The sequence below is a fragment of the Clostridium ihumii AP5 genome (assembly GCF_000612845.1).
Taxonomy (GTDB): domain Bacteria; phylum Bacillota; class Clostridia; order Clostridiales; family Clostridiaceae; genus Clostridium_J; species Clostridium_J ihumii.
The window spans coordinates 42,524-69,203 of record NZ_CCAT010000070.1 but is presented as its reverse complement, the minus strand read 5'-3'; the positions used below and the strand labels follow the sequence as shown (position 1 = coordinate 69,203).

General features: G+C 27.1%; 24 protein-coding genes, 1 tRNA gene and 1 riboswitch. Of the genes, 5 read left to right on the top strand and 20 right to left on the bottom strand.

What is annotated here, in order from left to right:
* Window positions 1–15: 15 nt before the first annotated feature.
* The 15 genes from BN346_RS15210 to nth all read right to left on the bottom strand — a co-directional run bounded on the left by BN346_RS15210 (window position 16) and on the right by nth (window position 17,921).
* On the bottom strand, window positions 16–2,715 hold the full coding sequence (locus tag BN346_RS15210) for an ATP-binding protein (RefSeq protein ID WP_074432728.1): 2,700 nt from the start codon (window positions 2,713–2,715) through the stop codon (window positions 16–18).
* A gap of 92 nt (window positions 2,716–2,807) precedes the next feature.
* On the bottom strand, window positions 2,808–3,410 hold the full coding sequence (locus BN346_RS15205) for a K(+)-transporting ATPase subunit C (protein ID WP_040329729.1): 603 nt from the start codon (window positions 3,408–3,410) through the stop codon (window positions 2,808–2,810).
* Window positions 3,411–3,739: 329 nt separating this feature from the next.
* Window positions 3,740–5,794 carry a potassium-transporting ATPase subunit KdpB gene (kdpB, locus tag BN346_RS15200; RefSeq protein WP_101541711.1) on the bottom strand — a complete coding sequence of 685 codons (2,055 nt, stop codon included), beginning with the start codon at window positions 5,792–5,794 and terminating at the stop codon, window positions 3,740–3,742.
* 36 nt (window positions 5,795–5,830) lie between these two features.
* Window positions 5,831–7,513 (bottom strand): potassium-transporting ATPase subunit KdpA, encoded by a 1,683-nt coding sequence (kdpA, locus tag BN346_RS15195; protein ID WP_040329727.1) that lies wholly within the window; start codon window positions 7,511–7,513, stop codon window positions 5,831–5,833.
* A gap of 36 nt (window positions 7,514–7,549) precedes the next feature.
* A complete protein-coding gene (kdpF, locus tag BN346_RS22330) occupies window positions 7,550–7,627 on the bottom strand; it encodes a K(+)-transporting ATPase subunit F (RefSeq protein WP_074432727.1) in 78 nt (25 codons plus the stop codon).
* A gap of 315 nt (window positions 7,628–7,942) precedes the next feature.
* Window positions 7,943–8,998: a hypothetical protein gene (locus BN346_RS15190; RefSeq protein WP_203226304.1), complete on the bottom strand. Its 1,056-nt coding sequence runs from the start codon at window positions 8,996–8,998 to the stop codon at window positions 7,943–7,945.
* A gap of 169 nt (window positions 8,999–9,167) precedes the next feature.
* Window positions 9,168–10,004, bottom strand: a complete 837-nt coding sequence (locus BN346_RS15185) for a 4Fe-4S binding protein (RefSeq protein WP_040329726.1) — start codon at window positions 10,002–10,004, stop codon at window positions 9,168–9,170.
* The gene (locus BN346_RS21970; protein ID WP_158644504.1) at window positions 9,997–10,146 is read right to left on the bottom strand and encodes a CD1871A family CXXC motif-containing protein; all 150 of its coding nucleotides are present in this window, start codon (window positions 10,144–10,146) and stop codon (window positions 9,997–9,999) included. Before BN346_RS21970 ends, BN346_RS15185 begins: the two co-directional genes overlap by 8 nt.
* Window positions 10,147–10,187: 41 nt before the next feature.
* The gene (locus BN346_RS20655; RefSeq protein ID WP_051540446.1) at window positions 10,188–11,276 is read right to left on the bottom strand and encodes a TlpA family protein disulfide reductase; all 1,089 of its coding nucleotides are present in this window, start codon (window positions 11,274–11,276) and stop codon (window positions 10,188–10,190) included.
* Between the two features lie 41 nt (window positions 11,277–11,317).
* On the bottom strand, window positions 11,318–12,289 hold the full coding sequence (locus BN346_RS15175) for a D-alanyl-D-alanine carboxypeptidase family protein (protein WP_040329724.1): 972 nt from the start codon (window positions 12,287–12,289) through the stop codon (window positions 11,318–11,320).
* A gap of 194 nt (window positions 12,290–12,483) precedes the next feature.
* Entirely contained in the window at window positions 12,484–13,632 is a 1,149-nt protein-coding gene (locus tag BN346_RS15170) for a sensor histidine kinase (protein WP_040329722.1), read from the bottom strand.
* The gene (gene vanR, locus BN346_RS15165; protein WP_040329720.1) at window positions 13,610–14,308 is read right to left on the bottom strand and encodes a VanR-ABDEGLN family response regulator transcription factor; all 699 of its coding nucleotides are present in this window, start codon (window positions 14,306–14,308) and stop codon (window positions 13,610–13,612) included. Before vanR ends, BN346_RS15170 begins: the two co-directional genes overlap by 23 nt.
* Before the next feature lie 99 nt (window positions 14,309–14,407).
* The gene (locus BN346_RS15160) at window positions 14,408–15,220 is read right to left on the bottom strand and encodes a CPBP family intramembrane glutamic endopeptidase (RefSeq protein ID WP_040329719.1); all 813 of its coding nucleotides are present in this window, start codon (window positions 15,218–15,220) and stop codon (window positions 14,408–14,410) included.
* Between the two features lie 790 nt (window positions 15,221–16,010).
* Window positions 16,011–17,186: an NAD(P)-dependent malic enzyme gene (locus BN346_RS15155; RefSeq protein WP_040329716.1), complete on the bottom strand. Its 1,176-nt coding sequence runs from the start codon at window positions 17,184–17,186 to the stop codon at window positions 16,011–16,013.
* A 99-nt stretch (window positions 17,187–17,285) separates the two neighbouring features.
* Window positions 17,286–17,921 carry an endonuclease III gene (nth, locus tag BN346_RS15150; RefSeq protein ID WP_040329715.1) on the bottom strand — a complete coding sequence of 212 codons (636 nt, stop codon included), beginning with the start codon at window positions 17,919–17,921 and terminating at the stop codon, window positions 17,286–17,288.
* A 595-nt stretch (window positions 17,922–18,516) separates the two neighbouring features.
* On the opposite strand from nth, the gene BN346_RS20650 reads away from it, so the two are divergent.
* Window positions 18,517–18,882, top strand: a complete 366-nt coding sequence (locus tag BN346_RS20650) for a tetratricopeptide repeat protein (protein WP_051540445.1) — start codon at window positions 18,517–18,519, stop codon at window positions 18,880–18,882.
* Window positions 18,883–19,106: 224 nt separating this feature from the next.
* Here BN346_RS20650 and BN346_RS15140 read toward each other — a convergent pair whose 3' ends face one another.
* Window positions 19,107–19,724 carry a GNAT family N-acetyltransferase gene (locus BN346_RS15140; protein WP_040329714.1) on the bottom strand — a complete coding sequence of 206 codons (618 nt, stop codon included), beginning with the start codon at window positions 19,722–19,724 and terminating at the stop codon, window positions 19,107–19,109.
* A gap of 411 nt (window positions 19,725–20,135) precedes the next feature.
* Between BN346_RS15140 and BN346_RS15135 the strand changes: the two genes are divergently transcribed.
* Window positions 20,136–21,107: an alpha/beta hydrolase gene (locus tag BN346_RS15135; RefSeq protein ID WP_051540444.1), complete on the top strand. Its 972-nt coding sequence runs from the start codon at window positions 20,136–20,138 to the stop codon at window positions 21,105–21,107.
* 84 nt (window positions 21,108–21,191) lie between these two features.
* Here the strand turns inward: BN346_RS15135 and BN346_RS15130 are convergent.
* Window positions 21,192–21,267 (bottom strand) — tRNA-Trp (locus BN346_RS15130).
* A gap of 143 nt (window positions 21,268–21,410) precedes the next feature.
* Window positions 21,411–22,031 carry a CBS domain-containing protein gene (locus tag BN346_RS15125; protein WP_040329713.1) on the bottom strand — a complete coding sequence of 207 codons (621 nt, stop codon included), beginning with the start codon at window positions 22,029–22,031 and terminating at the stop codon, window positions 21,411–21,413.
* Window positions 22,032–22,934: 903 nt separating this feature from the next.
* On the opposite strand from BN346_RS15125, the gene tsaE reads away from it, so the two are divergent.
* Genes tsaE through rimI form a run of 3 tightly spaced genes read left to right on the top strand, consistent with a single transcriptional unit; the run spans window position 22,935 to window position 24,539 of the window.
* Window positions 22,935–23,396: a tRNA (adenosine(37)-N6)-threonylcarbamoyltransferase complex ATPase subunit type 1 TsaE gene (gene tsaE / locus BN346_RS15120; protein ID WP_040329712.1), complete on the top strand. Its 462-nt coding sequence runs from the start codon at window positions 22,935–22,937 to the stop codon at window positions 23,394–23,396.
* The gene (gene tsaB / locus BN346_RS15115; protein ID WP_040329711.1) at window positions 23,393–24,100 is read left to right on the top strand and encodes a tRNA (adenosine(37)-N6)-threonylcarbamoyltransferase complex dimerization subunit type 1 TsaB; all 708 of its coding nucleotides are present in this window, start codon (window positions 23,393–23,395) and stop codon (window positions 24,098–24,100) included. Before tsaE ends, tsaB begins: the two co-directional genes overlap by 4 nt.
* Window positions 24,093–24,539 carry a ribosomal protein S18-alanine N-acetyltransferase gene (rimI, locus tag BN346_RS15110; RefSeq protein WP_040329710.1) on the top strand — a complete coding sequence of 149 codons (447 nt, stop codon included), beginning with the start codon at window positions 24,093–24,095 and terminating at the stop codon, window positions 24,537–24,539. The genes tsaB and rimI overlap by 8 nt, the downstream gene beginning before the upstream one ends.
* A 58-nt stretch (window positions 24,540–24,597) precedes the next feature.
* Here the strand turns inward: rimI and BN346_RS15105 are convergent, their stop codons facing one another.
* Both BN346_RS15105 and BN346_RS15100 read right to left on the bottom strand, forming a co-directional pair.
* Window positions 24,598–25,176 carry an ECF transporter S component gene (locus BN346_RS15105; RefSeq protein ID WP_040329709.1) on the bottom strand — a complete coding sequence of 193 codons (579 nt, stop codon included), beginning with the start codon at window positions 25,174–25,176 and terminating at the stop codon, window positions 24,598–24,600.
* A 116-nt stretch (window positions 25,177–25,292) separates the two neighbouring features.
* A riboswitch (FMN riboswitch) is annotated at window positions 25,293–25,410 on the bottom strand.
* Between the two features lie 399 nt (window positions 25,411–25,809).
* A complete protein-coding gene (locus BN346_RS15100; RefSeq protein WP_040329708.1) occupies window positions 25,810–26,340 on the bottom strand; it encodes a hypothetical protein in 531 nt (176 codons plus the stop codon).
* Between the last annotated feature and the right edge of the window lie 340 nt (window positions 26,341–26,680).

Here is a 26,680-nt window from a genome sequence, read left to right as displayed (position 1 = left end):
TTAGAGATATTAATTTTATTTAGGGATATTAAACCTAAATATTGTCCCACCTTGTTTTTTGTTTATAGCCTCTATTTCTCCGCCATGAGCTTCGATTATAGATTTACATATTACAAGACCTAACCCTACACCCCTCCTAGAGTCAGACACTTTTCCACCATCAGTGAAAAACCTATTAAATATATAAGGACGTATTTCTTCTTTTATTCCTATACCATTGTCTTCTACTTCAAAAACTACTTTTTTCCCTTTATCATATATATTAATATTTATTTCTTCATCTTTTGGTGAAAATTTTGTAGCATTGTCTATTAAATTTATAAGAACTTGTTCTATTAAACTACCATCCATATTTGCTATTAAGATATCTTCTGGAACATTTACACTTATTTTATTTTTATTAAAGTACTTTTCACTTCTTTGAACGGCTTCATATACTACTTCTTCGACAACTTCTGGTTGTTTTTTTACTTGCATTTTACCCTCATCTACTTTAGTCATACTTAAAAGATTTTCAACTAATCTTATAAGCCATTCTGTATCGTCATAAACACTCTCAAGTAAGTTTTTCTTCATTTCCTCTGTAATTAAGTCTCCATTTTCAAGTATTGTACTTACAGAACCTTTAATGCCTGCAAGAGGACTTCTTAAATCATGAGATATTGATCGTAATAAGTTACTCCTTAATCTTTCTCTTTCAATTTCTATAGTAGACTCTTCTTGTTTTCTAAAGAATATTTCCCTTTCAAGTGCAATTGCTATTTCACTAGTAACTGTTTCAAAGATAAACTTTTGCTCTGGTTCAAGTATTCCTTCTTCACAAGATACACCAATTACCCCCAAAATTTCCTTGTTACCTTTTATTGGCATGTAATATCCCTTAGCACCATAAAAAGTACTTGTACCTGTGCCTGATTCTTTTCCATTTAAAAAAGTCCAATATGCAACTGCTTCTTCATTTCTAGTTAATAGTTCATTGTTTTTTTCATTTTCATTATCATTATAAATAAATGGTGCTGCTAGTGCTTCTCCATTGGCTAGATAGCAAATTACAGTTCTACTAGTAAGTCTTGATATATATTTTATCCCTATTGCCACTAAATCTGTGGTACCTTTTGCACTTAATAGTTTTTTACTAACTCTATAAAGTATCTGCGTTCTTTTTTCTCTTGCTACAGAATTTTTAGCTTCTTTTTGAATTTTATTGGTAAGCATTCCTATAATGAATGCTACTATTAACATTATTATAAATGTAAACAAATAATTTTTATCATAAAATTTAAAAGAATATCTTGGTTCTGTGAAAAAATAATTAAATAGGAACACTGCCATAACTGATGATATTATACCAATTGCATGGCCTGTTGTAACTATATACGTAACTATTACACCTAAAATGAAAAACATTATTATATTAGCTTCTGACCCACCTAACTTCCAAAACAACAATGTTATTGCAGTTGTTATACCCATTATTAAAACTGACTTTAACAACTCTCTGATTCTTATATAATATTCTATTGGTGGTTTTATATTAAATTTATTTTCCTTTTTAGTATAAAATAAATTTGGTATAACATATATATCTATACAATCACTACGTTCCATAAGTTTTTCTGCTATATCTTTTGAATATAATCTACTTATTTTTTTTATCCTATTTCTATCTTTTCCAATTATTATTTTTGTTATATTTCTAAATTTAGCATAGTCTATTATTTGTTCCACTATATTGTCACTATATAAAGTTACAATTTCTCCACCTAGTTCCTCTGCTAAATTAAAATTTTCATTTAAAACTTTTTTATCTTCTTCACTTAAATTTTGTGCATTAGTTTCCTCTACATATAGAGCTATCCATTTACAATGATGTGCTTCTGACATCCTTGCTGCTGTTCTTATTATTCTTCCAGATGATGGTGATTTACTAATACAGGCTAATATTTTGTCTGAAGTTGGCATAACGGTTATTTGTCCTTTTGCTAATCTAACATTTTCAACTTCATATTTTACTCTATCTGCTGTTCTTCTAAGTGCAATTTCTCTTAATGCAAATAAGTTGCTTTTCACAAAAAAATTTTTAAATGCCCTTTTAGTTTGCTCTTTACTATATATTTTTCCATCACTAAATCTATTTAAAAGTTCATCTGGTTCAATATCTATAAGTTCAACCTTTTCAGCTTCATCAAAGATTTTGTCTGGAACGGTTTCTCTTACAAACACATTTGTAATGCTCTCTACTGCATCATTTAAACTTTCAATATGCTGAACATTTAAAGTTGTATAAACGTTTATTCCTGAATCTAAAAGTTCCTCTATATCTTGCCACCTTTTTCTATGTCTTTTTCCTCGAGCATTTGTGTGCGCAAGTTCATCAACTAAAATTATATCCGGTTTTCTTTTTAATGCAGTATCTAAATCAAACTCTTTTATTTCAATGCCTCTATACTCAATTATTTTGGGCCCTATATTTTCAATTCCATTTATTAATGCTATAGTTTCTTTTCTTGCATGAGGCTCTATATATCCAATTACAATATCTTTTCCTAGTGCTTTCATATCATGTGCTTCCATGAGCATTGCATAAGTTTTACCAACACCAGCTGCATAGCCAAAAAATATTTTTAGTTTACCTCTTGTAGAACATGCCTCTTCCTCTTCTTTTTCAATTTGAGTTAAAAGATATTCTGGATTAGGTCTTTTATAGTCATTTATGATAAACACCACCCTAACATAATAAATTTGTCATAACTCCAATTTAAGACAGGGTTATTATAACTACTCCCTGTCTTCTTTAAATATTTCTTTTAAATTTCAATACCTAATTTTGATGCTATTTTTAAATTAGCTTCTAAAACATTTACCCTATCCTCACCAAATATACCAAATGATTTTTTGTCTGTACATTCATCTACTATTTTTTCAACTTCTTCTTTACTAAGTCCAGTTTCTCTAACTACTCTTGCTATTTGAATTTCTGCTGCTTTAGGGCTTATGTTAGGATCAAGTCCTGAAGCTGAATTTGTAAGAATGTCTGCCGGAATATCTTCTTTTTTCACACCTGGGTTATTCTTTAGAAACTCATCCATATCACTTTTTACTCTCTCTACAAGTTCTTTATTACTTGGTCCATAATTTGAAGAACCTGATGCTGCTTTTTCGTAAGATTCGTCTTTTTCATATGTGTTATAATTTATGCTTGATATTCTTCCTACAAAAAATCTTTTATCAGTAAACTTTTGTCCTATAAGTTTAGAACCAACCTTTTTACCATTAATTTCTATAATACTACCATTTGCTTTATCTTTAAAGACTATTTGACTTACTCCATTTAAAAATAATGGATATATTACTCCACACAACAATAATAGACATAAAGTCACAACTATTGGCTTCCTTAATTTTTTCATTTTAACTCCTCCTATGGGGTTCCAAATTTAAAGTAATATCTTTCCCAAATGATATTACTAATCTTACAATTTATTTCTACATTTATATTTGGAACCAGTTGACAATTGAAAATTGAAAATTGACAGTTATGGTTAATATTACTCATTTCATTCCTAATATTTAAAATAGAAATACCTAAAAACTACGTTTTTATATTATTTTCCACTAATTTGCTTTGCAAATTATTATACAATTTGATTGAAAAAAACTGAGACTTCAGTTTTATCTTTCACTATTAATTATTCATCATTAATCACTTTTTAAAATTTAGTAATTAACTCTTATTTTGCTATATTCCTAAGCAAGCTACTAGTGGAGTTATTAAAACATCTATTAATTTTATTCCTATAAAAGGAACTATAACTCCCCCAAGTCCAAATATAAGCATATTTCTAAGTAACATTATTTCTGCTTTCATAGGTTTATATTTAACGCCTTTCATTGCTATTGGAATTAAAATTGGTATTATTATTGCATTAAATATTAATGCTGATAATATAGCACTATATGGTGTTGATAGTTTCATTACATTTAATATTTGCATTTTAGGTATTGCTATAGTAAATATTGCTGGTATTATAGCAAAATATTTTGCAACGTCATTCGCTATACTAAATGTTGTTAATGCACCACGTGTTATTAAAAGTTGTTTTCCTATTTCAACTACATCGAGTATTTTAGTCGGATCTGAGTCTAAATCTACCATATTGGCAGCTTCTTTTGCTGCTGTTGTTCCACTATTCATAGCAAGTCCTACATCTGCTTGTGCAAGAGCTGGAGCATCATTTGTTCCATCACCAGTCATTGCAACTATTTTTCCTTCTGCTTGTTCTTTCTTTATCGCATTTATCTTATCTTCTGGTTTGCATTCTGCTATGAATCCATCAATTCCAGCCTCTTTCGCTATTGTTGCTGCTGTTAATGGATTATCTCCTGTACACATTATAGTTTTTATTCCTATTTCACGAAGTCTTGCAAATTTTTCTACAAGTCCTGGTTTTACTGTATCTTTAAGGTAAATTACACCTAATATGTCATCATCTACACATACAACAAGTGGTGTTCCCCCGAGTCTTGCAACCTTATTAACTGTGCCTTCTAAGTTTTTAGGAATATTTCTTCCATTTTTTGATACTCTTTCTTTTATTGCTTCATATGAACCTTTTCTAATTTCTGTTCCATTCTTTAAATTTATTCCACTCATTCTTGTTTGAGCTGTAAATTCTATAAATTCATCATCCTTATATAAATCTTTATCTACTTTTATACCTAATTTACTACTAAGTTCTACTATTGATTTTCCTTCTGGAGTATCATCTTTTAATGAAGATATAAGTGCATATTTTACAAGTTCTTCTTTTTCTACATCTTCTACTGGTATAAAATCTGATGCAAGTCTATTTCCATAAGTTATAGTTCCTGTTTTATCAAGTATCATAGTATCAACGTCACCACATGCTTCAACTGCTTTTCCTGACATTGCTATAACATTAAATTTTGTAACTCTATCCATTCCAGCTATACCTATAGCAGATAAAAGTCCACCTATTGTTGTTGGTATTAAACATACTGTTAATGCTATTAGTGTTGATATAGGTATTGAAACCTTTGAGTATTTAGCCATTGGATAAAGCGCTACTATTACTATAAGAAAAATTATAGTAAGACTTACAAGTACAGTGTTAAGTGCAATTTCATTTGGTGTCTTTTGTCTTGAAGCACCTTCAACTAAAGCAATCATTTTATCTAAAAATGATTCACCTGCAGTAGTTGTTATTTTTACTTTTAACCAGTCACTAACTACTTTTGTTCCACCTGTAACTGATGCAAAATCTCCACCAGATTCTTTTATAACAGGAGCTGATTCTCCTGTTATAGCTGACTCATCTACTGATGCAATTCCATCTATTACTTCACCATCAGTAGGAATTATATCTCCATTTTCTACTAAAACTATATCATTCTTTTTTAATTCATTAGCATTTATAATTTTTACTTCACCTGATTGATTTAATAGCTTTGCTTTAGTATCTTTACGAGTTTTCTTTAATGTTTCTGCTTGCGCTTTTCCTCTACCTTCTGCTACTGCTTCTGCAAAGTTTGCAAATAGAACAGTTATTAATAAAATTATAGCTACTACTAAATTATATATTCTTAAACTATTGTCTTTATCTCCAAATAACTGTGGAAATATTGCAAGTACAAGTGACATTACAAAACCTATTTCCACAACAAACATAACTGGATTTTTTATCATACATTTAGGATTTAATTTTTTTAAAGCTTCTTTAATTGAATCTTTTAATATGGATTTTGTAATAACTTTTGATTTTTGATTTTTGATTTCCATATATATCTTCTCCTTTTAGTCTTTATATCATCAATACCATAATGTCAAATGCTCTGATATTGGTCCAAGTGCTAATGTTGGTAAAAATGTAAGAGCACCTATTATTAAAACTATAAATACAAGTGTTATTGTAAATGTTAAATTATCTGTTCTTAATGTTCCAATGCTCACATTTACAGCATTCTTTGAAGCTAATGAACCTGAAACTGCTAAAAGTATTATCATAGATAAATATCTTCCATAAAACATTACAAGACCTGTTGTTGTGTTCCAAAACATAGTGTTATCAATAAGTCCTTCGAAGCCTGATCCGTTATTAGCTGCTGAAGATGTAAACTCATATACGATTTCTGATAATCCATGAAATCCTGAGTTTGCTATTGCACTAGTTCCTGCTGGTATTGATACTGCAAGTGCTGAAAACATTAATATTAGAAGTGGATGTATGATTATAGCAAGTGCTATAAGTTTTACTTCTTTCGCTTCTATTTTCTTTGATAAAAACTCTGGTGTTCTTCCAACCATAAGTCCACATAAGAAAACTGTAAGAATAACATACATAACCATATTCATAAAGCCTACACCAGCTCCACCAAATACAACATTAAGCATCATATTCATTAATGGAACAAGTCCACCTAGTGGTGTTAAAGAGTCGTGCATGTTGTTTACACTACCTGTTGTGAATGCTGTTGTTACTGTTGTAAACAACGTAGAACCTTCAATTCCAAATCTTAATTCTTTTCCTTCCATGTTTCCCATTGCTTGATTTAGACCAATGTTTGCAAGTGCTGGATTTCCAGCTGACTCTGCATTAAAGCATATGATAAGTCCAATTAAAAATATAATTGACATAGCTGCAAATATTGCAAATCCTTGTTTTTTGTTTTTAAGCATTAGTCCAAAAGTGCATATAAGTGATCCTGGAATTATCATCATTGCTAACATTTCTATTACATTTGTAATAGGTGTTGGGTTTTCAAAAGGATGTGATGAATTTGCTCCAAAGAATCCACCTCCATTGGTTCCTATATGCTTAATTGATTCGATAGCTGCAACTGGTCCACGACTTATTTCTTGAACCTTTCCTTCTATAGTAGTTACTGTTTCTGGTCCTTTAAATGTCTCAGGAACTCCTTGAGACACTAGAAATAGTCCAACTATTATTGCTAATGGTATAAGTACTCTTGTAGTAACTCTTACTAAAGTTACATAAAAGCTTGTCATTGTTTTTTTCTTTCCTATTATGCCTTCCATAAAAGCAATTGCTACTGAAATACCTGTAGCACCTGATGTAAACATCATGAATCCAATAACCATAACTTGACTAAAATAAGAAAGACCTGTTTCTCCTGCATAGTGTTGAAGGTTTGTATTAGTCATAAAACTTATTATTGTGTTAAATGATAAGCTTGCTTCCATTCCTTCCACTTTGCTAGGATTAAAAATATGAAAGCTTTGAGTTCTGAAAATTATATATCCTATTAGTATCATTGTTATATTAACTGCCAACAATGATAAAACATATTTTTTCCAACCCATCTCTTCATTTCTATCTATTCCGCTTACTTTATATATTAAATTATCTATCTTATCGAAAAATTTATCTCCAAAACATTTTTTATTAGTAACAACTAAGTACATATACTTACCTAATGGTATGATTAAAAGTATAAATAATAATAGTGTTACTATTATTTGCATCCATTTCATTTTGCTCCCCCTCTTAAAGTGTTATTTTTAAGTAATTTAAAATTTTTCTGGATTAAAAAGTGCATACCCTAAATATCCAAATAAGAAAATTACTACTCCTACAACTATCCACATAAAACTTCCTCCTACATCTAGTTCTTATTGATTTGTTTTTCACACCAATCTAAAAATAACTTTAATGTTCCAAATGTTCCTATCAGTACTATAATAAAAACTAAATCCATCATTTTTTAATTACCTCCGCGCTCTCCAATTACTGTATTAATATTAGCATCAGCAATATAAATTTAGGATTAAGATTAATCATAGCAGTATAAAGATTATATAAAGATTTTTAAGATAAATTTTTTATATAAAATAAAAAATAACGAATACCAATCAATGGTATTCGTTATTTTTCATTCTTATTCAATATAAATTCATATAATGTTATTTATTATATAGATTAACTATTTTTTCTCCTTTTTTTAATAATTCTTCATAATCATTTTCACTTTTAACATTTGAAATTTCATCATAATTTTTATATGAAATATCATAATAGTATTTTAATATTTCATATTGTGTTTTACCTCGTTTCTCTCTACTATCCTCTATATATTTTTTCCATTCAATATTTAATTTATCCATTATAAGACACACCGCTGCTCCAGTTTCATATTTTATTGGTCTCTCTAGATATGCAGGGGACTCTGCTATATTATCAGCTATACAATTATATGCATGAATAAAAGTTACATGGTACGGTGCTTCTTTATTTGCTAAAACTGTTAATTTTCCACCTGACAATTTGCTATATTTATATTCTATATACCTTGCTGTTCCTTCTATTGCTTCTGTATTAGTCTCAGCCAATAATTGTGGCCATTTTTTATACCTATAATTTCTTATCAGAGTCCATTGTCTTAAATATTTACTTATTTCACTTTTATTATTTGATTCCATACATTTATCTAAAAGTTTAAATTCTACTCCCATCAAAGCATAATTTTCAATGTTTACTGGATAATTTTCTACATACTCTCCATCATTCTCATCATATATCCAATTTTTTTGATTATATGTATGAAATGACTCATGTAATAGAAATGATGAAAAGTCAAAATATAATTCAGGATTTTCCATCATTTGAGGATTATATTTAAAATAGAACACTTTATTTGTATTAATATTTACAGTACCAAAATTTGAAGGAATCCAAGTAGAAATCATATTTAAATTTAAATTATTAACTCTATAAACCGTTGGTAATTTCAAGTAATCTGGAATGTTAACTTTTTTTGAAAAAATACTATTTTTAAATTCTTCTACATTTATAACATATGAATACTTTCTTACTATACCCTTTTCTCTATTTGTTCTTATTAGAATCAATGGTTTTTCATTAAACTTATAATTATTGTTCCATAAATTACTTGAGCTTTCATTGAATTTTTCATATATTTTAGAAAGCTCTTCAAACATTTTTTTATCTATAGTATCCATTTTTTCATAAACCACTCTATAAATCTTATTCAATCCTAAGCTGATTAACACACAAATTAGTATTATCAAAAATATACTTATTGTTGAACGATATAACTTCTTATTTTTTTGAACGCCCATTAAATTTAGTTCACTTCCCTTAATAATCTTGTATCATAGTTTATTATGTTCATTTTCTATATTTAAAATTACTTTTTATGGCATTTGTAGGACATATTTTTATACACTGTCCACATCTAATACATTCTAAACTATTTGGATTTTCATGTATTTCTATATTTATTTTACATTTATTTGTACAAGCATTACAGCCTGTACATTTATTCTTATCTATTTTATATTTATAGAAACTTATCTTATTAAATAGTGAATAAAGTGCTCCTAATGGACATATATATCTACAAAATGGTCTATATATAAATATTGATAACACAACTATGACTAGTAGTATCATTAATTTCCAGTAAAATAAAAATCCTATAGTTTTTCTCAGAGATTCATTCATTATAATTAATGGCAATCCACCTTCTAAAGTTCCCACAGGACATATATATTCACAAAAATACGGAGGACTTATTCCGAATTCATTAACTAAAAATGTAGGCAGTATTATTACAAATGTTATCAATACAAAATATTTAAAATACTTTAAAATATTATTTACGCTTCTATTGACCTTAAATTTTTTAGTAGGTATTTTATATAATAAATCTTCAATAAGCCCAAATGGACATATCCATCCACATATAAATCTTCCGAATATAACTCCTAGTAATGATATAATCCCTAACACATATAGTGAAACATTATATTTCATTGTCCCTACAACAGCTTGTAAAGCGCCTATTGGGCAAGCCCCAATAGCACTTGGACATGAGTAACAATTCATCCCTGGAATACACATCTTTTTTAAATTCCCCTTATATATTTCTCCTTGTACAAACCCTTTTATATTTGCATTAGTCAGTGTCGCTGAAATGATTTGTGTAATCCTTCTTTTATCCAATTCCTATACACTCCAAACATATGTTTACTGCTTTTCTTAATACAATTTCTCCTTCTCCTCTGCATATCCCCATAAAAGTTGAGAAAATGCTAATTGTTAAAATACCATACTTTACAAATGATTCAATCTTATTTAGTTTCATAAATTTCACCCATATTATATTTTTACTGTGATATTATTAAATTATTTTATACTTGCTAACCTATCTTCAATTGCTTTTTTATAATCTTCTTTGTTATTTGCTCCTACTAAAACTTCTCCAACAACCTTTCCTTCGTTATCAACGAATATCGTCGTAGGTACCCCTTGAATATCACTTAATATACCATTCTTAATAGTTTCATCTGGAATAATATTTTGGAATTTAACACCCTTTTTAGATAAAATACTTTTAGCTACTTCTTCATTATCCTTATCTGGTGTATCAGATATAATGCCAATTACATTTATTTTTTCACCTTCAACTTCTTCATAAAGCTTTTGTATATCTGGCATTTCTTCTATACATGGTCCACAGTATGTTGCCCATATATTTATCATTGTAAGCTTATTTTCTTTAAAAATACTACTATCTATTTTTTTACCATCTATAGTTTTAGTATTAAATTCAATTTTATTGTATTTGCTTAATTTTTCTTGTTCTGATACTGGTTTAAATATTTTAATAGCATTTTTTAGATTTTTAACTTCTTTATATACTTGTTCATATTCTTTTTTTGTTTCTTCTGATAAATTACTGATATTAGGTTTGTTATTATATAAAAAATAAAAGTCTAAGTCCCCCTCTTTACCTATTAAATCATTATTTTCATATTTCGAAAATAATTCTTTTTGAAATGTTCCTTCCTCCCTCCCCTTATCTATACTTGCTATAACACACATTTCTTTAAACTCATCTGTTAAATCCATAATTTTTTTTGCTGCTTCTTCTATTTTGGCTTTTTCTGTCTCTGGAATTTTATCTGCTTCTTCATTCATTTTTTTAGCTTTATCCATTACCTCATCTGGTATAAAACTAATAATTAATTGTCCTTCTACATTTTCTCTTGGTGCTGTGCCATATATATCTATACTTTTCTCTATATTTTTCCATTTACTAGGTAGATTGAACTTAATTCCTAACTCTTCAAAGAAAACATCCTCCTTTTTTATATTTTCACTCAAAACTTTTTCCTTAGGTTGATTACTTTTTTTATCATTTACTACATCACAACCTAACATTGTTAAAGATATCATCCCTATTATTAAAGTCATTAAAAAAATTTTTTTCATTTATATTTCTCCCTTACATGTTTATATTTTTAAAATTAATATTAATTTTCTAAAATTCTATTATATACATTAAATGCATCTGAAATATTAAATTGCTCTGTTCCAGGATTTCCATGTGCATTCGCAGTTACCAAAATATATTCCTTTCCATTTATTTTTGATAAGCTGGCAAGACACAAATTAGCCTTTTCAGTATATCCAGTTTTTCCACCCTCAATAATCCCTTTACTTTCATATTCTTCATTAATATGCTTGAACATTGTACTCTCAAATGTAATTCCATCAGGATGCAAATTTGTTGATTTTGTACTGTGAATTTTTGATGTATATATCTGTCTAAATGTATTATTCTGTAATGCATATCTTAATAATTTTGAAATATCATTTACAGTACTATAATGATTTCTATTATGCAATCCTGTTGAATTTGTAAAATGAGTATCATTCATACCTAATTCTTTAGCCTTATCATTCATGAGTTCAACATAGTTTTTTTCTGAGCCTGCAATTTCATTTGCTAATCCAATGCAACTCTCTGCACCTGAAGGTAATAACACTCCATAAATTAAATCAATAGCCTCTACTTCTTCATTAGGTAAAAAACCTGCCATAGATGCATCCTCTTCATATAGTTCTCTAAACATATCCTCTTGTAATTTAATATTTTTTTCTAAATTAGGAATACTTTCAATTGCTAAAATTGCTGTCATAATCTTTGTAAGTGATGCTGGATATATCTTTTTATCTGCAAATTTATTTAAAAGTACATTATTGTCATCTAATCCAATAAGAATTGCATTTGAACTATATAATAAATCATTATCCATAAATTCATTTGTTTCACTTTTTATTTCTATACTCTGAAGTTTTGAAAATATAACTTCATTTAAATCAATTTTATTTATTAAGCAATTTGATAACATTAATGTTGTAATACATCCTGCACACATTGCTAAAGTTGTATATTTTAGCTTTCCAATTTTCTTTTTATTTTTTTCTCTATATATCATCATTCAAAATCCTCCTTAAGTGTATATCTCAATTCCTTATGAATTAATTTTAATAAATTCTAAAATTTTTTATCTAAATATGAACTTATATATTTCTTAAGATTTTCTTATGAAGGACTTAATCTTTTCTTTTTATGATTTTAAAACAAAAACACTATCCTTTTATGACTATAAGTCATAAAAGGATAGTGTTTTAACTATTTATTGATTTTTCTAGGTAGCTTTATGTAAAACGTAGTATATTCATCATTGCTTTCTGCATAAATTGCTCCACAATGTAGTTCTACAATTTCTTTTGCAATTGCAAGTCCTAACCCTGCATTTCCATTATCAGTTCCCCTGGACTTATCCACTCTATAAAATTTCTCAAATATACTATTTAATTCATCAGAGGGTATTTTTCTTCCATTATTTTTGATTTCTATAGTTATATTATCCTCTTTAATATAAGCATTTATTATTATTTTACTATTATTATTTCCATAAGCAATTGCATTTTTCAATACATTATTAAATACTCTAGCAAGCTTCTCAGAATCACCATAAAATATAATATTTTCTTCAGAGTTTACTATAGCTTCTTGTTTTTTTTCCGAAAGCATTGGATAAAACTCATCTGTAATTTGTAATAGCATATATGATAAATTGAACTCTCCTTTATCTAGTATAATTGTTTGTAGATTATATCTAGTAATTTCAAAGAATTCATTAATCAATGCTTCAAGTCTATTTGCCTTTTCTAGTGTAATTCCAATGTACTTTGCTCTTTGCTCTAGAGGCATATCTGGTATTTGATCCATTAACTCTAAGTATCCTATAACTGAAGTAAGTGGTGTTTTTATATCATGTGCCAAATAAACAACTAAGTCATTTTTTCTTTGTTCTGATTGCCTTGCATCTCTTTCTCTTTTTTCCATAGCATGCCGAAATGTATTCAACTTATTTTCCATGAAATTCATTTCTGGTGAAAGTTCAATCTTGTTATTAGTATTTTGTATTAATGATTCCATTCCTTCATTAATCTCATCAAAGTATTTTGTAACCCATGATATGGCAACTCTAAATATGATTAAAAATATAATTGCACTCAAAATTAACATAATTTTATCTGCATTATTTCTAAATATGTAATGATTAATAATTACCGCATCTGATTCAGACAAATAAAATGTATCTCTTAAAAAATTTACAATCCAATTACCAAAATGTCCCCTTAATAATAAAGTTAATGCTAATAAAAAAGTAAAGCTAAGCAAAACAAGTATTAAAACTTTAAGGAATATTTTTCTTTTAAATGCTAAATAATCACTTTTTCTAGTTTTATTATCCTTCAATTTTATATCCAACTCCCCATACTGTTTTTATATATTTAGGGTTTTCTGCTGATTCATTCATTTTTTCTCTAATATGTCTAATATGTACCATAATAGTATTATTACTATTACTAAAATATTTATCGCCCCATACCTTTTGAAATAATACATCTGAACTTATTACTTGACCTCTATTTTCACACAATACCCATAAAATAGAAAATTCTGTAGGTGTTAAAGACAATATTTTTTCATTTAAAAAACATTCATGTGTATTTTTATCTAGTATTAATCCACCAATTGAGATTGTATCATCATTTGAAGTCTTATTATTTATATTATATTTGGTAAATCTCCTTAATTGCGCTTTTACTCTCGCTACTAACTCTAATGGTCTAAAGGGTTTAGTTATATAGTCATCTGCTCCTAAAGTTAATCCTGTAATTTTATCCATTTCCTCATCTTTCGCAGTAAGCATAATTACTGGAAATGTATATGAATCTCTTATTTTTCTACATATAGTAAAACCATCTATATCTGGAAGCATAATATCTAATATAGCCATATCCAACTCCTCATTTTCTATAATTTTCATTGCTTCTGCTCCTGTATAGCATTTAAATACTTTGAAATTCTCATTTTCTAGATATAATTCAATTAAATTCGCTATTGTTTTTTCATCATCAACTACTAATATCTTAGTACACATATCTATCTCCTTCCTAATTATAATTCTGTATATAAATATTATTAAGTTTAATAATAATTTATAAATATATTTTATTCAATATATAAGTATTTTTTAACATTAAATTGTATTAATCAATGCATGCAATACTATGCATGGTGTTAGTGATTTAGTTTTTATATATAATTTTCCTAGCATATACCCTACAATTGCTTGAAATGAAATTCCCAATATTCCTATGATGCCATATTGAGTGTAATAAAAGTAATGAATTGATCCAAATAAAACAGCTTGAATTATATTAGCATTTTCTATTTTAAAATAAAATCCTTTAAGTCCTGACATAAGTAGTCCTCTAAAAATCATTTCTTCTATGAACGCTGGTGAAATAAGATTAATGACAAAATTTATAAATATATAAAATACTTCTCTTCCATTAATCAACATATCAATTCCTAAAAAAGAACATTCTATTACTTTTTTTATTGCTATTAATAGTATAACTAGTAATAATTCCTTAATTCCAATTTTAAATTTAAAATTCTTTATATCTATTTTTAACATTTTCATTGAAATTAGTAATATTCCATATACTACGCCAATCATGATTATTGGATAAATAATATAGCTTATTTTAGTCTCATATAAACTTATATTATTAACTTGAGACTTATTATTGGATAATATATTAGTTAGAATTAAGTAAATATATAGAATTGCAAATGCTATTATTGCTTTTTTATTTGAGTATATAAAATCCTCATCGTATTTTTCTGTATCATTCCTTATTAATGAAATTAAAATTATATCTATCCATATATAAATTATATGTCCTAAGTAATTTATTATTGGTTGTTCTCCTTCTCTATTTAAAATAAAAATAAAATATAATATTGATATAATTATTGTGAAAATAACTTCTTTTTTCTTCATGCTGTTACCCCCCTTTATTATAGAATACATAAAAAAATTATTTATAGTTGATTTCATTGTAATTTTTATATTTATTTTACATTTGTTTCATTCACAAACTTCCAATCTTTTTTTGTGTATCTTTTTAGTCTTAAAATACTAATTAACAAGATGGACAAACACTTTATGGACTAATTTACTTTTCCTTTTAAATGAGATACTTAACTTAACAAGTAAAGTCACTTCCATTTTTCTTTTTAGCCCGGAATTCATTCCGGTATATCTCTCTTTAATTTATTTTAAATTTTCAGCTTTATATCCATATCAAAGAACACCGGGATTGAAATCCCAGCTACGACAAAACATAATCCCGGCTACGTTTTAAAATAATTTCTGATATATTTAAAACTCAATTCCATTTACCTCCGTAACCCGGAATTCATTCGGGTATATTTCTTTTTGATTTATTTGAAGTTTTCAGCTTTATATCCATATCAAAGAACACCGGGATTGAAATCCCGGCTACGACAAAACATAATCCCGGCTACGTTTTAAAATAATTTCTGATATATTTAAAACTCAATTCCATTTTTCTTTTTAGCCCGGAATTCATTCCGGTATATCTCTCTTTGATTTATTTGAAATTTTCAGCTTTATATCCACATCAAAGAACACCGGGATTGAAATCCCGGCTACGACAAAACATAATCCAGGCTACGTTTAAAAATAAATCTTGTTTACATAAAAGATATTCCATAATATAAAAAAATCCGTTAAGCTTATTTAGCTTAACGGATTTTTTATATTTATATTATTTTATTCTAGCAACGCCACTTTCTCTTGCTATTCTTTTTACTTCTGATGATACAGATTCTGCAACTCTTTTATCTAATGTTTTTGGAATTATATAGTTTTCATTTAATTCTTCATCAGTTATTAGATTTGCAATTCCTCTTGCTGCTGCAAGTTTCATTTCTTCTGTTATTTCTGTAGCTCGTACTTCTAATGCTCCTTTAAATATTCCTGGGAATACTAGAACATTATTTATTTGATTATCAAAATCTGAACGTCCTGTTCCAACAACCCTTGCTCCACCTTCTTTTGCAAGGTCTGGCATTATTTCTGGTGTTGGGTTTGCCATAGCAAATACTATTGCATCTTTGTTCATTTTTGATACCATTTCTTTTGTTAATATGCCAGGTGCAGAAACTCCTATGAATACATCTGCTCCTTTTATTACATCAGCTAAAACTCCTTCTTCCATATTTCTATTAGTTACTTTAGCTATTTCTTTTTGAGCATCATTTATGAAATCTTGATTTTCTGTTATGGCACCATGTTTATCACACATTACCACATTTTTAGCTCCAGCATTCAAAAGCAATTTACAAATTGCTATTCCTGCTGAACCTGCTCCATTTATTATAATCTTAACGTTTTCTATTTCTTTATTAACTACTTTTAATGCATTGTAAAGTCCTGCTAAAACAACAATTGCTGTTCCATGTTGATCATCATGAAATACTGGTATATTTAATTCTTCTTTTAATCTTTTTTCTATATAAAAACATTCTGGTGCTTTTATATCTTCTAAATTTATTCCACCAAATACTGGACTTAATAATTTAACTGTTTTTATAACTTCTTCTGGATCTTCTGTATCTAGACATATAGGAAATGCATCTATATTTCCAAATTCTTTAAATAATAATGCTTTTCCTTCCATAACTGGTATAGATGCCTCTGCACCAATATTACCAAGTCCTAAAACAGCTGTTCCATTTGAAACTATTGCCACAGTATTTCCTTTTATAGTATAGTCATAAACTGCATCTTTATTTTTTGCAATCTCTAAACAAGGCTGAGCAACACCTGGAGTATATGCTAAAGATAAATCTTTACTACATTCAACTTTCATCTTTCCAATTACTTCAAGCTTACCTCTCTTTTCTTTATGTACTTTTAATGCTTCTTCTTGTATAGACATGTCAAACACCCTTCCCTTGCTTTACTTACTAATTTTATATTGAGTCAATAAAATAATTATTTTATTTTAAATCTTCACTTATTTTTAGTATAACGTACTTTATTTATTTTTTCCATTGTAATATTCACAGTACTGTACTATTGGGCATTCTTCACATTTAGGTTTTCTAGCATTACATATTTTTCTACCATGCCATATTAAGTAGTGATGAGCGTCACTCCACATTTTTTTAGGTATATTTTTCATTAGTTTCTGTTCTACTTCTTCTACATCTTTCCCTTTTGCAATACCTATCCTATTAGATAATCTAAAAACATGTGTATCTACAGCTATTGCAGGTATTCCAAATACATTTGCCATAACAACATTTGCTGTTTTTCTTCCTACACCAGGTAATTCTATAAGTTCTTCCATTGTTTTAGGCACTTCTCCATGATACTTTTCTAAGAGCATTTTACAGCAACCTAAAATATTTTTACTCTTATTCTTGTAAAATCCACAACTTCTAATTTTTTCTCCAAGTTCTTCTTCACTTAAAGTTACTATAGCTTCTGGAGTATTGTATTCCTTGTATAATTCTTTTGTAACTAAATTTACTCTTTCATCAGTACATTGAGCTGACAAAATTGTTGATATTAAAAGTTCAAATGGACTATTAAAATTTAATCCACAAGTTGCCCCTTCATAAACTTCACTTAATATTCTTAAAACTTCATCTCTAGTCTTTTTATTCATTATAATTTCCTACTTTCCTAAAAACTATATTTTAATTTCTAATCCGAAATAGTATTTTCTAATAATTTATATTTGTTAACATTTATTATACCATTTTAAATAACTTAATTATAGGGTTCCAAGTTCAAAGTTTAAATAACCTCTTTATCAAATGATATTATTAAGCTTACAGTTTATTATGATTGAACCTAATTAAGAACTAAGAGTGAAAAGTGAATAGTGTGATGGTGAATATTTTGGGGATTGAAATCCCCGCTACAATGTTTTATTTGTACTTCAAATAAAATCAGTATAATATTTATCCATAAAAAGTTCAGTTTGGAGAATAAATTCCCCATTATAATATTCATACTTACCATAGTTTTAATAGCAAATATAACTATTACTTTGTGTATTTTATAAAATTTATTTTTTATATAATTTCTCACTTTAAACATAAATAACTTAATTTATATTCCCATTCCTATTTTATTGTTCCCAATTTATTAAAACGCAAGTATTTAATGTTTTATTTATATAGTTAAACATAATCTTTATCTTATCTTTATATGTTTCTTGGTAAAATTTATATATTAAAACTTGGGGGTGATTTTATATGAGTTTTGATGAAAATATTGAAAAAGCAATTTATTTAATTAAAAGTAAAAAATATGATGAGGCTTTAACTTGTATTCATTTAGCTATGCTACAAAATGATATATCTGCTAAACCACACAACTTACTTGGAATTATATGTGAAATCAATGGTGATTTAGATTCAGCACTAAAACACTATAATGTTGCATATTCTCTTGATGCAACATTTAAATCTGCCTATAAAAATTTAGAGAGAATATCTTCTTTTAATTATGTATTTAACTTTAATGATTTATATTATGAAGACTTTAAAGATGATACTGCTGATAAAAATCTTTACACTTTGGAATATACAAATAATATTGGACATTTAATATTAAAATAATTTTTTGTATATTTTATTTTTATTAAGGAATACTATTTATAATACGATTTTGAAAGTTTCATGCTTTTAAATTTTATCCTAAATTTTAAAAGTTACAATTTTAGTATTGTAACTTTTATTAAGACCCATGAAGAAAATTTCTTAATGAGTCTATTACTAAAGAAAAAATTTTAAATAACTACAGAAAAAGAGACTACAAAAGTTTTTGTGGTCTCTTTAACTTGTTATATTTTTAACGTCTTAGTATAAAATTCATTATCTTTTTTTATCATTGACCACACTTCTACAGTTATATATGCCTTTCTTTTAAAACTATAATAGTGCTCTCTTAATATTCCTTCTTCTGCAAAGCCTAATAATTTTATAAGTCTTTTAGATGCAATATTATGCATATCTATAAGTGCAGATACTTTGTTCATATAAAGCTCATTAAATGCAAAATTTAAAACTCTTAATATACATTCAGTTGCAATCCTTTTTCGCCAATTTTTTTTGACTATAGTATATCCTAATTCACATCTATTAGAATACAAATCTATGCTGTATAACCTAATCTCGCCTGTAAATTCACACTTTTCCTTATCTATTATAACCCAATTAAGTGCTGTCTTATTCTTATATTCTTCATCTATATGCTCCAAATAAATGTTGCACTCTTCTTTAGCATTTACTACTTCAGTTCCTGTGTATTTATTAATTTCTTCATCACTTAATAGTTCTTCAAAATTTCTTTCATAATTTTTATCACATTTTAATAATAAAAATCTTTTAGTTTCTAAGGTAGGAAATGTTAAAAAGTGCCTCTCTCTAAATTTACCATAATAATCAATTTTACTTGGCATAATATTCCCCCTTTAGGCTAATTAAATTCCCTATAATTTATAGTTATTCTCTGCTTAAACATACTTGCTAAGTAATTTGTCAGAATTATCTTTATTATATTATATCAAAAATTTATTGTTATTTTTAAGTTTTTTTATTAATATTTTTATATTATATTAATTTTTTTTTTGCTGTACTCGATAAACTAATTGATTAGATTGTAATTATAGTTTTTTAAAATTATGTTTTAAATTATATTTTTTATCAATTGTGGTTTCAAATTATTATTTTTTCTGCCTATAAAAACTTTTAAATTTACATCAATAACCAATCTTAAAATTTGATTATAAATTCTATATTTATTTCATATTAATACTTTATATAATATATGTTTAAATTTACTTATAAGTACTTAAGAAAGGATGATTTTTATGACTTTAAATAAATTTTTTATTAAAGATTCTAGTGATAAAAATATTCACATTTATAAATGGACCTGTGATGTAAAAGATCCTATAGGGGTTATTCAACTATCCCACGGAATGGCAGAGCATGCCCTTAGATATGCTGAGTTTGCAAACTATTTAAATGATAACGGCTATATAGTTTACGCTAATGACCATCGTGGTCATGGCAAGACAAGCCCTGATGAACTTGGGTATATGGGTGAAGGTGATGCATTTCATCTTATGGTAAACAATTTAAAAGATGTGACTGATTTAATAAAAAGTGAAAATCCTAATTTGCCTATATTTCTTTTAGGTCATAGTATGGGTTCTTTTTTATCTTTAAGATATGCTGAACTTTTCGGAAATGGCTTAGATGGCTTAATTCTTTGTGGCACTAATGGAAACCAACCTTTCATATTTTCATTTGGAGAAAAAGTAGCTAAATACCAAATGAAAAAGCATGGTGCCAAAACTGCTGGAACTACAATGGACAAGCTAAGTTTTGGTAATTTTAATAATAACTTTAAACCAAATAGGACAAATTTTGATTGGCTTTGCAGCGATGAAAAGGAAGTTGATAAATATATTGAAGACCCTTTATGCGGAACAATACACTCTAATTCATATTTTTACTATTTACTAAAAGGCCTACGAACTAATCAAAAGAAAGAAAATCTAGATAAAATCCCTAAAAACCTACCTATCCTTTTAATTGCTGGGCAAGATGATCCTGTTGGTTTGATGGGAAAAGGTGTTACTAGGCTTTATAATGATTTAAAAACCATGAATATTAAATCTGTGGATATGATTTTATATCCTGGTGCTAGACATGAAATTCTAAATGAAGCTCAGAAACATAAGGTTTTTAATGATTGTGTTAGTTTTTTTAATAAAAATAACAAAAATTGCTCAACTGAAGCTATTGAAAAGAAAGAAACCATTTTTGATATTTAATAATTAATTAAAAGGTAGTAAAATTTTACTACCTTTTCTTACTTTTACAAAATAAAAAAACTAGTAGTAAACTACTAGTTTATATGGCAGGGGCACGAGGACTTGAACCCGGAACCAACGGTTTTGGAGACCGCTACTCTACCAATTGAGCTATACCCCTAAGACAAGATTTATTTTATCATCAACATTTAAACTTGTCAATACTTTTTTGATATTTTATTTGGATATGTGAAAGGACTTAGAATGAAAACTCCAAGCCCTTAATATAGAATTCTAATTTAAACTTTGAATTCTTACTATATTTTATAATATTTTAAAACCTGCTGATTTTATTTTTGATAATATATCATCAAAGTTTTCAGCTCTTAATCTTACAACTATTTCTTTTATATCTGTTTTAGTTTTTGGATCTACAACTACAAAACTTATTATGTCACCTTTATTTTCAGTTATTATTTTAGAAAGTTTTGATATTTGTCCTGGGATTTCATATGCTATTACAGCTAACCTATGTCCTTTATTTAATCCAAATAATTCTGTAAACTGATGGAATATAGCATAATGTGTAACTATTCCTTTAAAGTCGCCAGTATTATCTACAACTGCTAAAAATGAAACGTTTTTAGTTTCTAAATAATATGCAGCTTCTTCTATTTGCTCCATTGGTTTTATTTCTGGGACATCTGTTCTCATAACATTTTCAACTAAAAAATCAGATAATAAGCACTTTCTTTCTACACTTTTTTCATAGTAATATGTGTATATCTTCTCTTTTGATATTGCCCCTAAAAACTTATTTTCATCTGCTACAGGAATTGATAAAAAGTTGTTTTTTTCCATAAGTTCTAAAGCTTCACCTATTGTCATTTTTGGTGTGGCTGTTACAAGCTTTTCTCTAGTTAACATTAAATTACTTACAAACATGACATACCCTCCTCCATATACTAAACCCCTTATTTAAATATAATAAATAAAACTAGAAATTTAATATTATAAAACAATTATATATTATTTTCGTATTATTGGGAATATTTTTTAAATTTCATTGTATATCTTTTTCTATTCTTCTTTTTAAAATGTATAATAGACTTAAGACAATATGTTTTTACAAAATTATAGATATTATAGTATTGAAATTTAATTATTACTATACTATGATAAAAACCACACTAACATGATATAGGGTTCCAAGCTAATATTTTAAATAATAACTTTCTCAAATGATACTAGAAGTACTATAATTTATTACTATATTCATATTTGGAACCAAGTAAGAGTGAAAAGTTAATAGTTATGGTTAATATCCCGGGGATTGAAATCCCCGCTACAATGTTTTATTTGTACTTCAAATAAAATTAGTATAATATTTATCCATAAAAAGTTCATTTTGGAGAATAAATTCCCCATCATAATGTTCTTACTAATCATAGTTTTAATAGTAACTATCACTATTACTTTGGATATTTTATAAATTTCAGTTTTTATATTATTTTCAATTAATTTGCTGTGCAAATTTAATAAAAAATTATTCTTCAAAATTGGAAATCCAATTTTTACATTCACTTTCAATTTTCAATTTTAAATTAAATTAATTAGAGTTCTCAACTGAAATATGAATAATTGCATTTTCAAACTTGTTTCCCTATATAAATTCACCCTATATATAATATATACGTTTTATTACATAATTGTTACTATCTTTTATTACGAAAATACTTATCACATATAATATTTTCACCTTCTAAAGCTTAAATAATTTTGATATATTTATAATTATGATTTTCTTTTTCATGATTTTGGGCTAAAATATTAAATGAGGTGAACATAATGGAATTTATCGTTAATACTGTAGAAGAAACTGAAAAACTCGGTATTCAATTAGGGAAGCTTTGTAAAAGCGGTGATGTAATTTGCCTTGTTGGTGATTTAGGTACTGGCAAGACTCATTTAACAAAGGGCATAGCTTTAGGACTTGGCATAGAAGAAAATATAACTAGTCCAACTTTTAATATTGTAAACGAATATGACACTGGAAGATTAAAATTTTATCATTTTGATGTTTATAGAGTTAATGACCCTGATGAAATTGCAGCAATTGGCTTTGATGAATATATTTTCGGAGATGGTGTAAGTGTCATTGAATGGTCTAACTATATAGAAGAACTAATTCCTGATGAGAATTTAACTATATATCTAGAAAAAATACCTCAATTAGGATCTTCTTTTAGAAAAGTTACTATTAAATATGATGGAACTAGATATGATTATATAAAGGAGTTAATACTATGATAATTCTTAGTTTAGATTGCGCTACTGAATGTGCTACCGTTGCTTTATTAAGCGAGGATAAGTTACTTGGTGAAATTAATATCAATAATAAAAAACAACATTCTACTATACTGATGCCTATGATAGATGAGCTTTTAAAAAGTACCCAACTATCCTTGGATGATGTTGATGGATTTGTTGTTTCAAAAGGTCCTGGTTCTTTTACTGGACTTAGAGTTGGTATGTCAACTATTAAAGCTTTATCCCAAGCTTCTAAGAAACCTTTTGTTTCTATTTCTACTTTAGACGGACTTGCTAATAACCTTTATGGTACTAATGGTATTATTTGTCCTATAATGGATGCTTTAAGAGGTAATGTTTATACTGGATTATACAAATTTGATAATGATAAACTAATAACTCTAAAAGAACCTTATGTTGTATCTATTGATGAGTTATTAAATGATTTAAAAGCTAAAAATGAAAAGATTTATTTTATTGGAGATGGAACTTTTAAGTTTTGTGAAAAACTTAAAGAAGAAATTTCTACTTGCTCAATAGCTCCATGTCATTTGAATGTAGCTAAAGCTTCATCACTAGGTCAAATAGGGTTAAATTTAATTAAAGATGGTATAGTTGATGATATTTATGCAGCTTCTCCTATTTATTTAAGATTATCTCAAGCTGAAAGAGAGTATGAGGAGAAAATGAAAAATAATGGATAATATCATTGTAGAACAGTTAAATGATACTAACATTACTGCTGTTGAAGAAATTTCTAAACTTAGTTTTCATACTCCTTGGAGCTTAGATTCTATAAAAAAAGAATTATCTAATCCTCATGCTAATTACGTTGTTTTGAAAATTTCAAATACCTATATTGGTTTTGGTGGTGCATGGATATTGTTTGATGAGGCTAATGTAACTAATATTGCAGTTCATCCTAAATATCGTGGTATGGGATATGGAAATATAATTTTAGATTCACTTATAGATAACTGTAAAAAAAATAATGCTTCTTCAATAACATTAGAGGTTAGACAATCTAACATAATTGCGCAGAAACTTTATGAAAAACATGGATTTGAAGTTGAAGCAATTAGAAAAGACTTTTATTCTAACCCAAGAGAAGATGGTTTAATTATGTGGAATAGAAAAATATAAAAAGATATGTGATAAATTTAATTTTGAAATCAAGTTTATCACATATCTTTTCTATATTTTATGCTTTTTTAGGCTTTCCTAACATAGGCTCTACCTTAAATAAGGCTACTGATAATCTTTTATACAATAGAAATGTTATCACTGATACAAGCAAAGCCTTTATACCATTGAATGGTAATAAACCTGCTAATACATATGTTGTTAATTCTTTACCTACCATTTTCATTCCATATGCAGGCAATAATAAAAATACATTTGAAAGTATTCCTACTACTTCTATCATAAAAAATCCTAAAGCCATACCTAAAATCGCAGTTTTTTTACTTTTATTTCTATGATATATCATTGCTGCTGGAAAAACTAATGAAATGCCAACTAAAAAGTTAGCTGTTTCCCCAACAAATCCTGTTGCAGTTCCTTTAAATATTATTATTAAAATATTTTTAAATAATTCAATTCCTATCCCTGTTAAAGGTCCAAATGCAAAAGCCCCCATAAGTGCAGGTACATCACTTAAGTCTATTTTAAGCCATGGAAATGCTGGTAATACTGGAATGTCTATATACATCAGTATAAAGGCAATTGCTGAAAGTAAAGATATCTTTACCATTCTGTGTAATTTTTGACTTTGTTCCATTTTTAAATACCCCCTAATAATGCTCTTCTAGGAATTAATAGGTTTAATACGATATATAAAAAAATAAAAAGCTCTAACAATAGTGTTAGGGCTTTGAATACACAAATAAACATCGTATCAATCTTCTTTCATCCAGACTATACTGTCGGCTTCGGAATCTAACCGAATCATGCCTTATTAAGGCTCGCGGGCTTTACCGCCGGTGGGGATTTTCGCCCCGCCCTGAAGAGTATTTAATATTTTATTTTCATATTTATTATATAATAGCACTATACAAAAAGCAATATTCAAAATGTTGAGAATGTTCCCCTTGCTAACTGTTATTAATTTTATCTGCCAATATATAAATTAGCAAGATTTATACACATATGATGTGCTACTTATCTTATAATAACTTATTGCCTCTTTTAATATCATATTCCTCTAATCATATAAAGTCAGTCCCTTACAGTTTGTAAGTTACTTTTAATTTCCTCTTTGGAGCCAATTTAAAATTAAGAATGACTATGAATATTATTTAATTCATTTCATTCCTAATTTTTTATATAATAATTTATTTTTATTCTTTATTTAATTCATACTATATAAAGTAATCGCTCTAAGTTTCTAGATTATATATATTTTTAATTCAATCTATGCAAAAAATACTCTAACTGTAGAACCTAGTTTATTATATCTAGCTGATTTTCTGATTAATTTTTCTATGTATGATAGAAAGTGTTTGTCCTCTTTTTCTATGTATTCTTCTCTAAAGAAAGAGATACACTCATAACATATTCTAATATCACACTCTTCTTCTACAATTAAATGTTCTAGTACACTATCATATGTAAGATTATTAAATTCATCAGATTTTGCCATTGATATTAATTCTGAAACATCTTTCATATTATGTAACTTAGTAATTAAAGGTTCTATTTCGTCTTTTACCAAATCATAAAACTTTAACTGATTTTTTATAAATTCTTCCATACATTCTAATATTACTTCATCTTTTAATGTATATAATATTATTTTCTCTGATTCTTTCTTATTATAAAAAGTCATATCTATTTTCTTATCTAATTCCATAACTACTGTACTTAAATCTAAGTTATATTTTTCTAAATCATCCTTGCATATTATTATATTATAGCAAGTTCCCCCAATTAAATTTCTTATCATTTTAGTAAATCTCCTTAAGTTAATCATATTATTTATTCTTTAATTTATACTTAATTTACTTTTAAAATAAATCTTTACATTTTATATTTATTCGACATTTTTCTTCATTTGTTGATTTTTTTATGCATGCATTTTCAAATATAATATAAAATACTCCTATTTTTTGTTAAAATCAATTTTCAAAAAGTCTTATATTTACTTGTTTTTTATTCTATATTCCTATTTAACTATATTTATCTTGTTTTTCTTAGGTTTTATTCATTTTATTTCATTATTTGATTTTCCATTGAATCTAATTGAACATATTTTCAAATAAATTCAATTAAATTTCATTTCATTT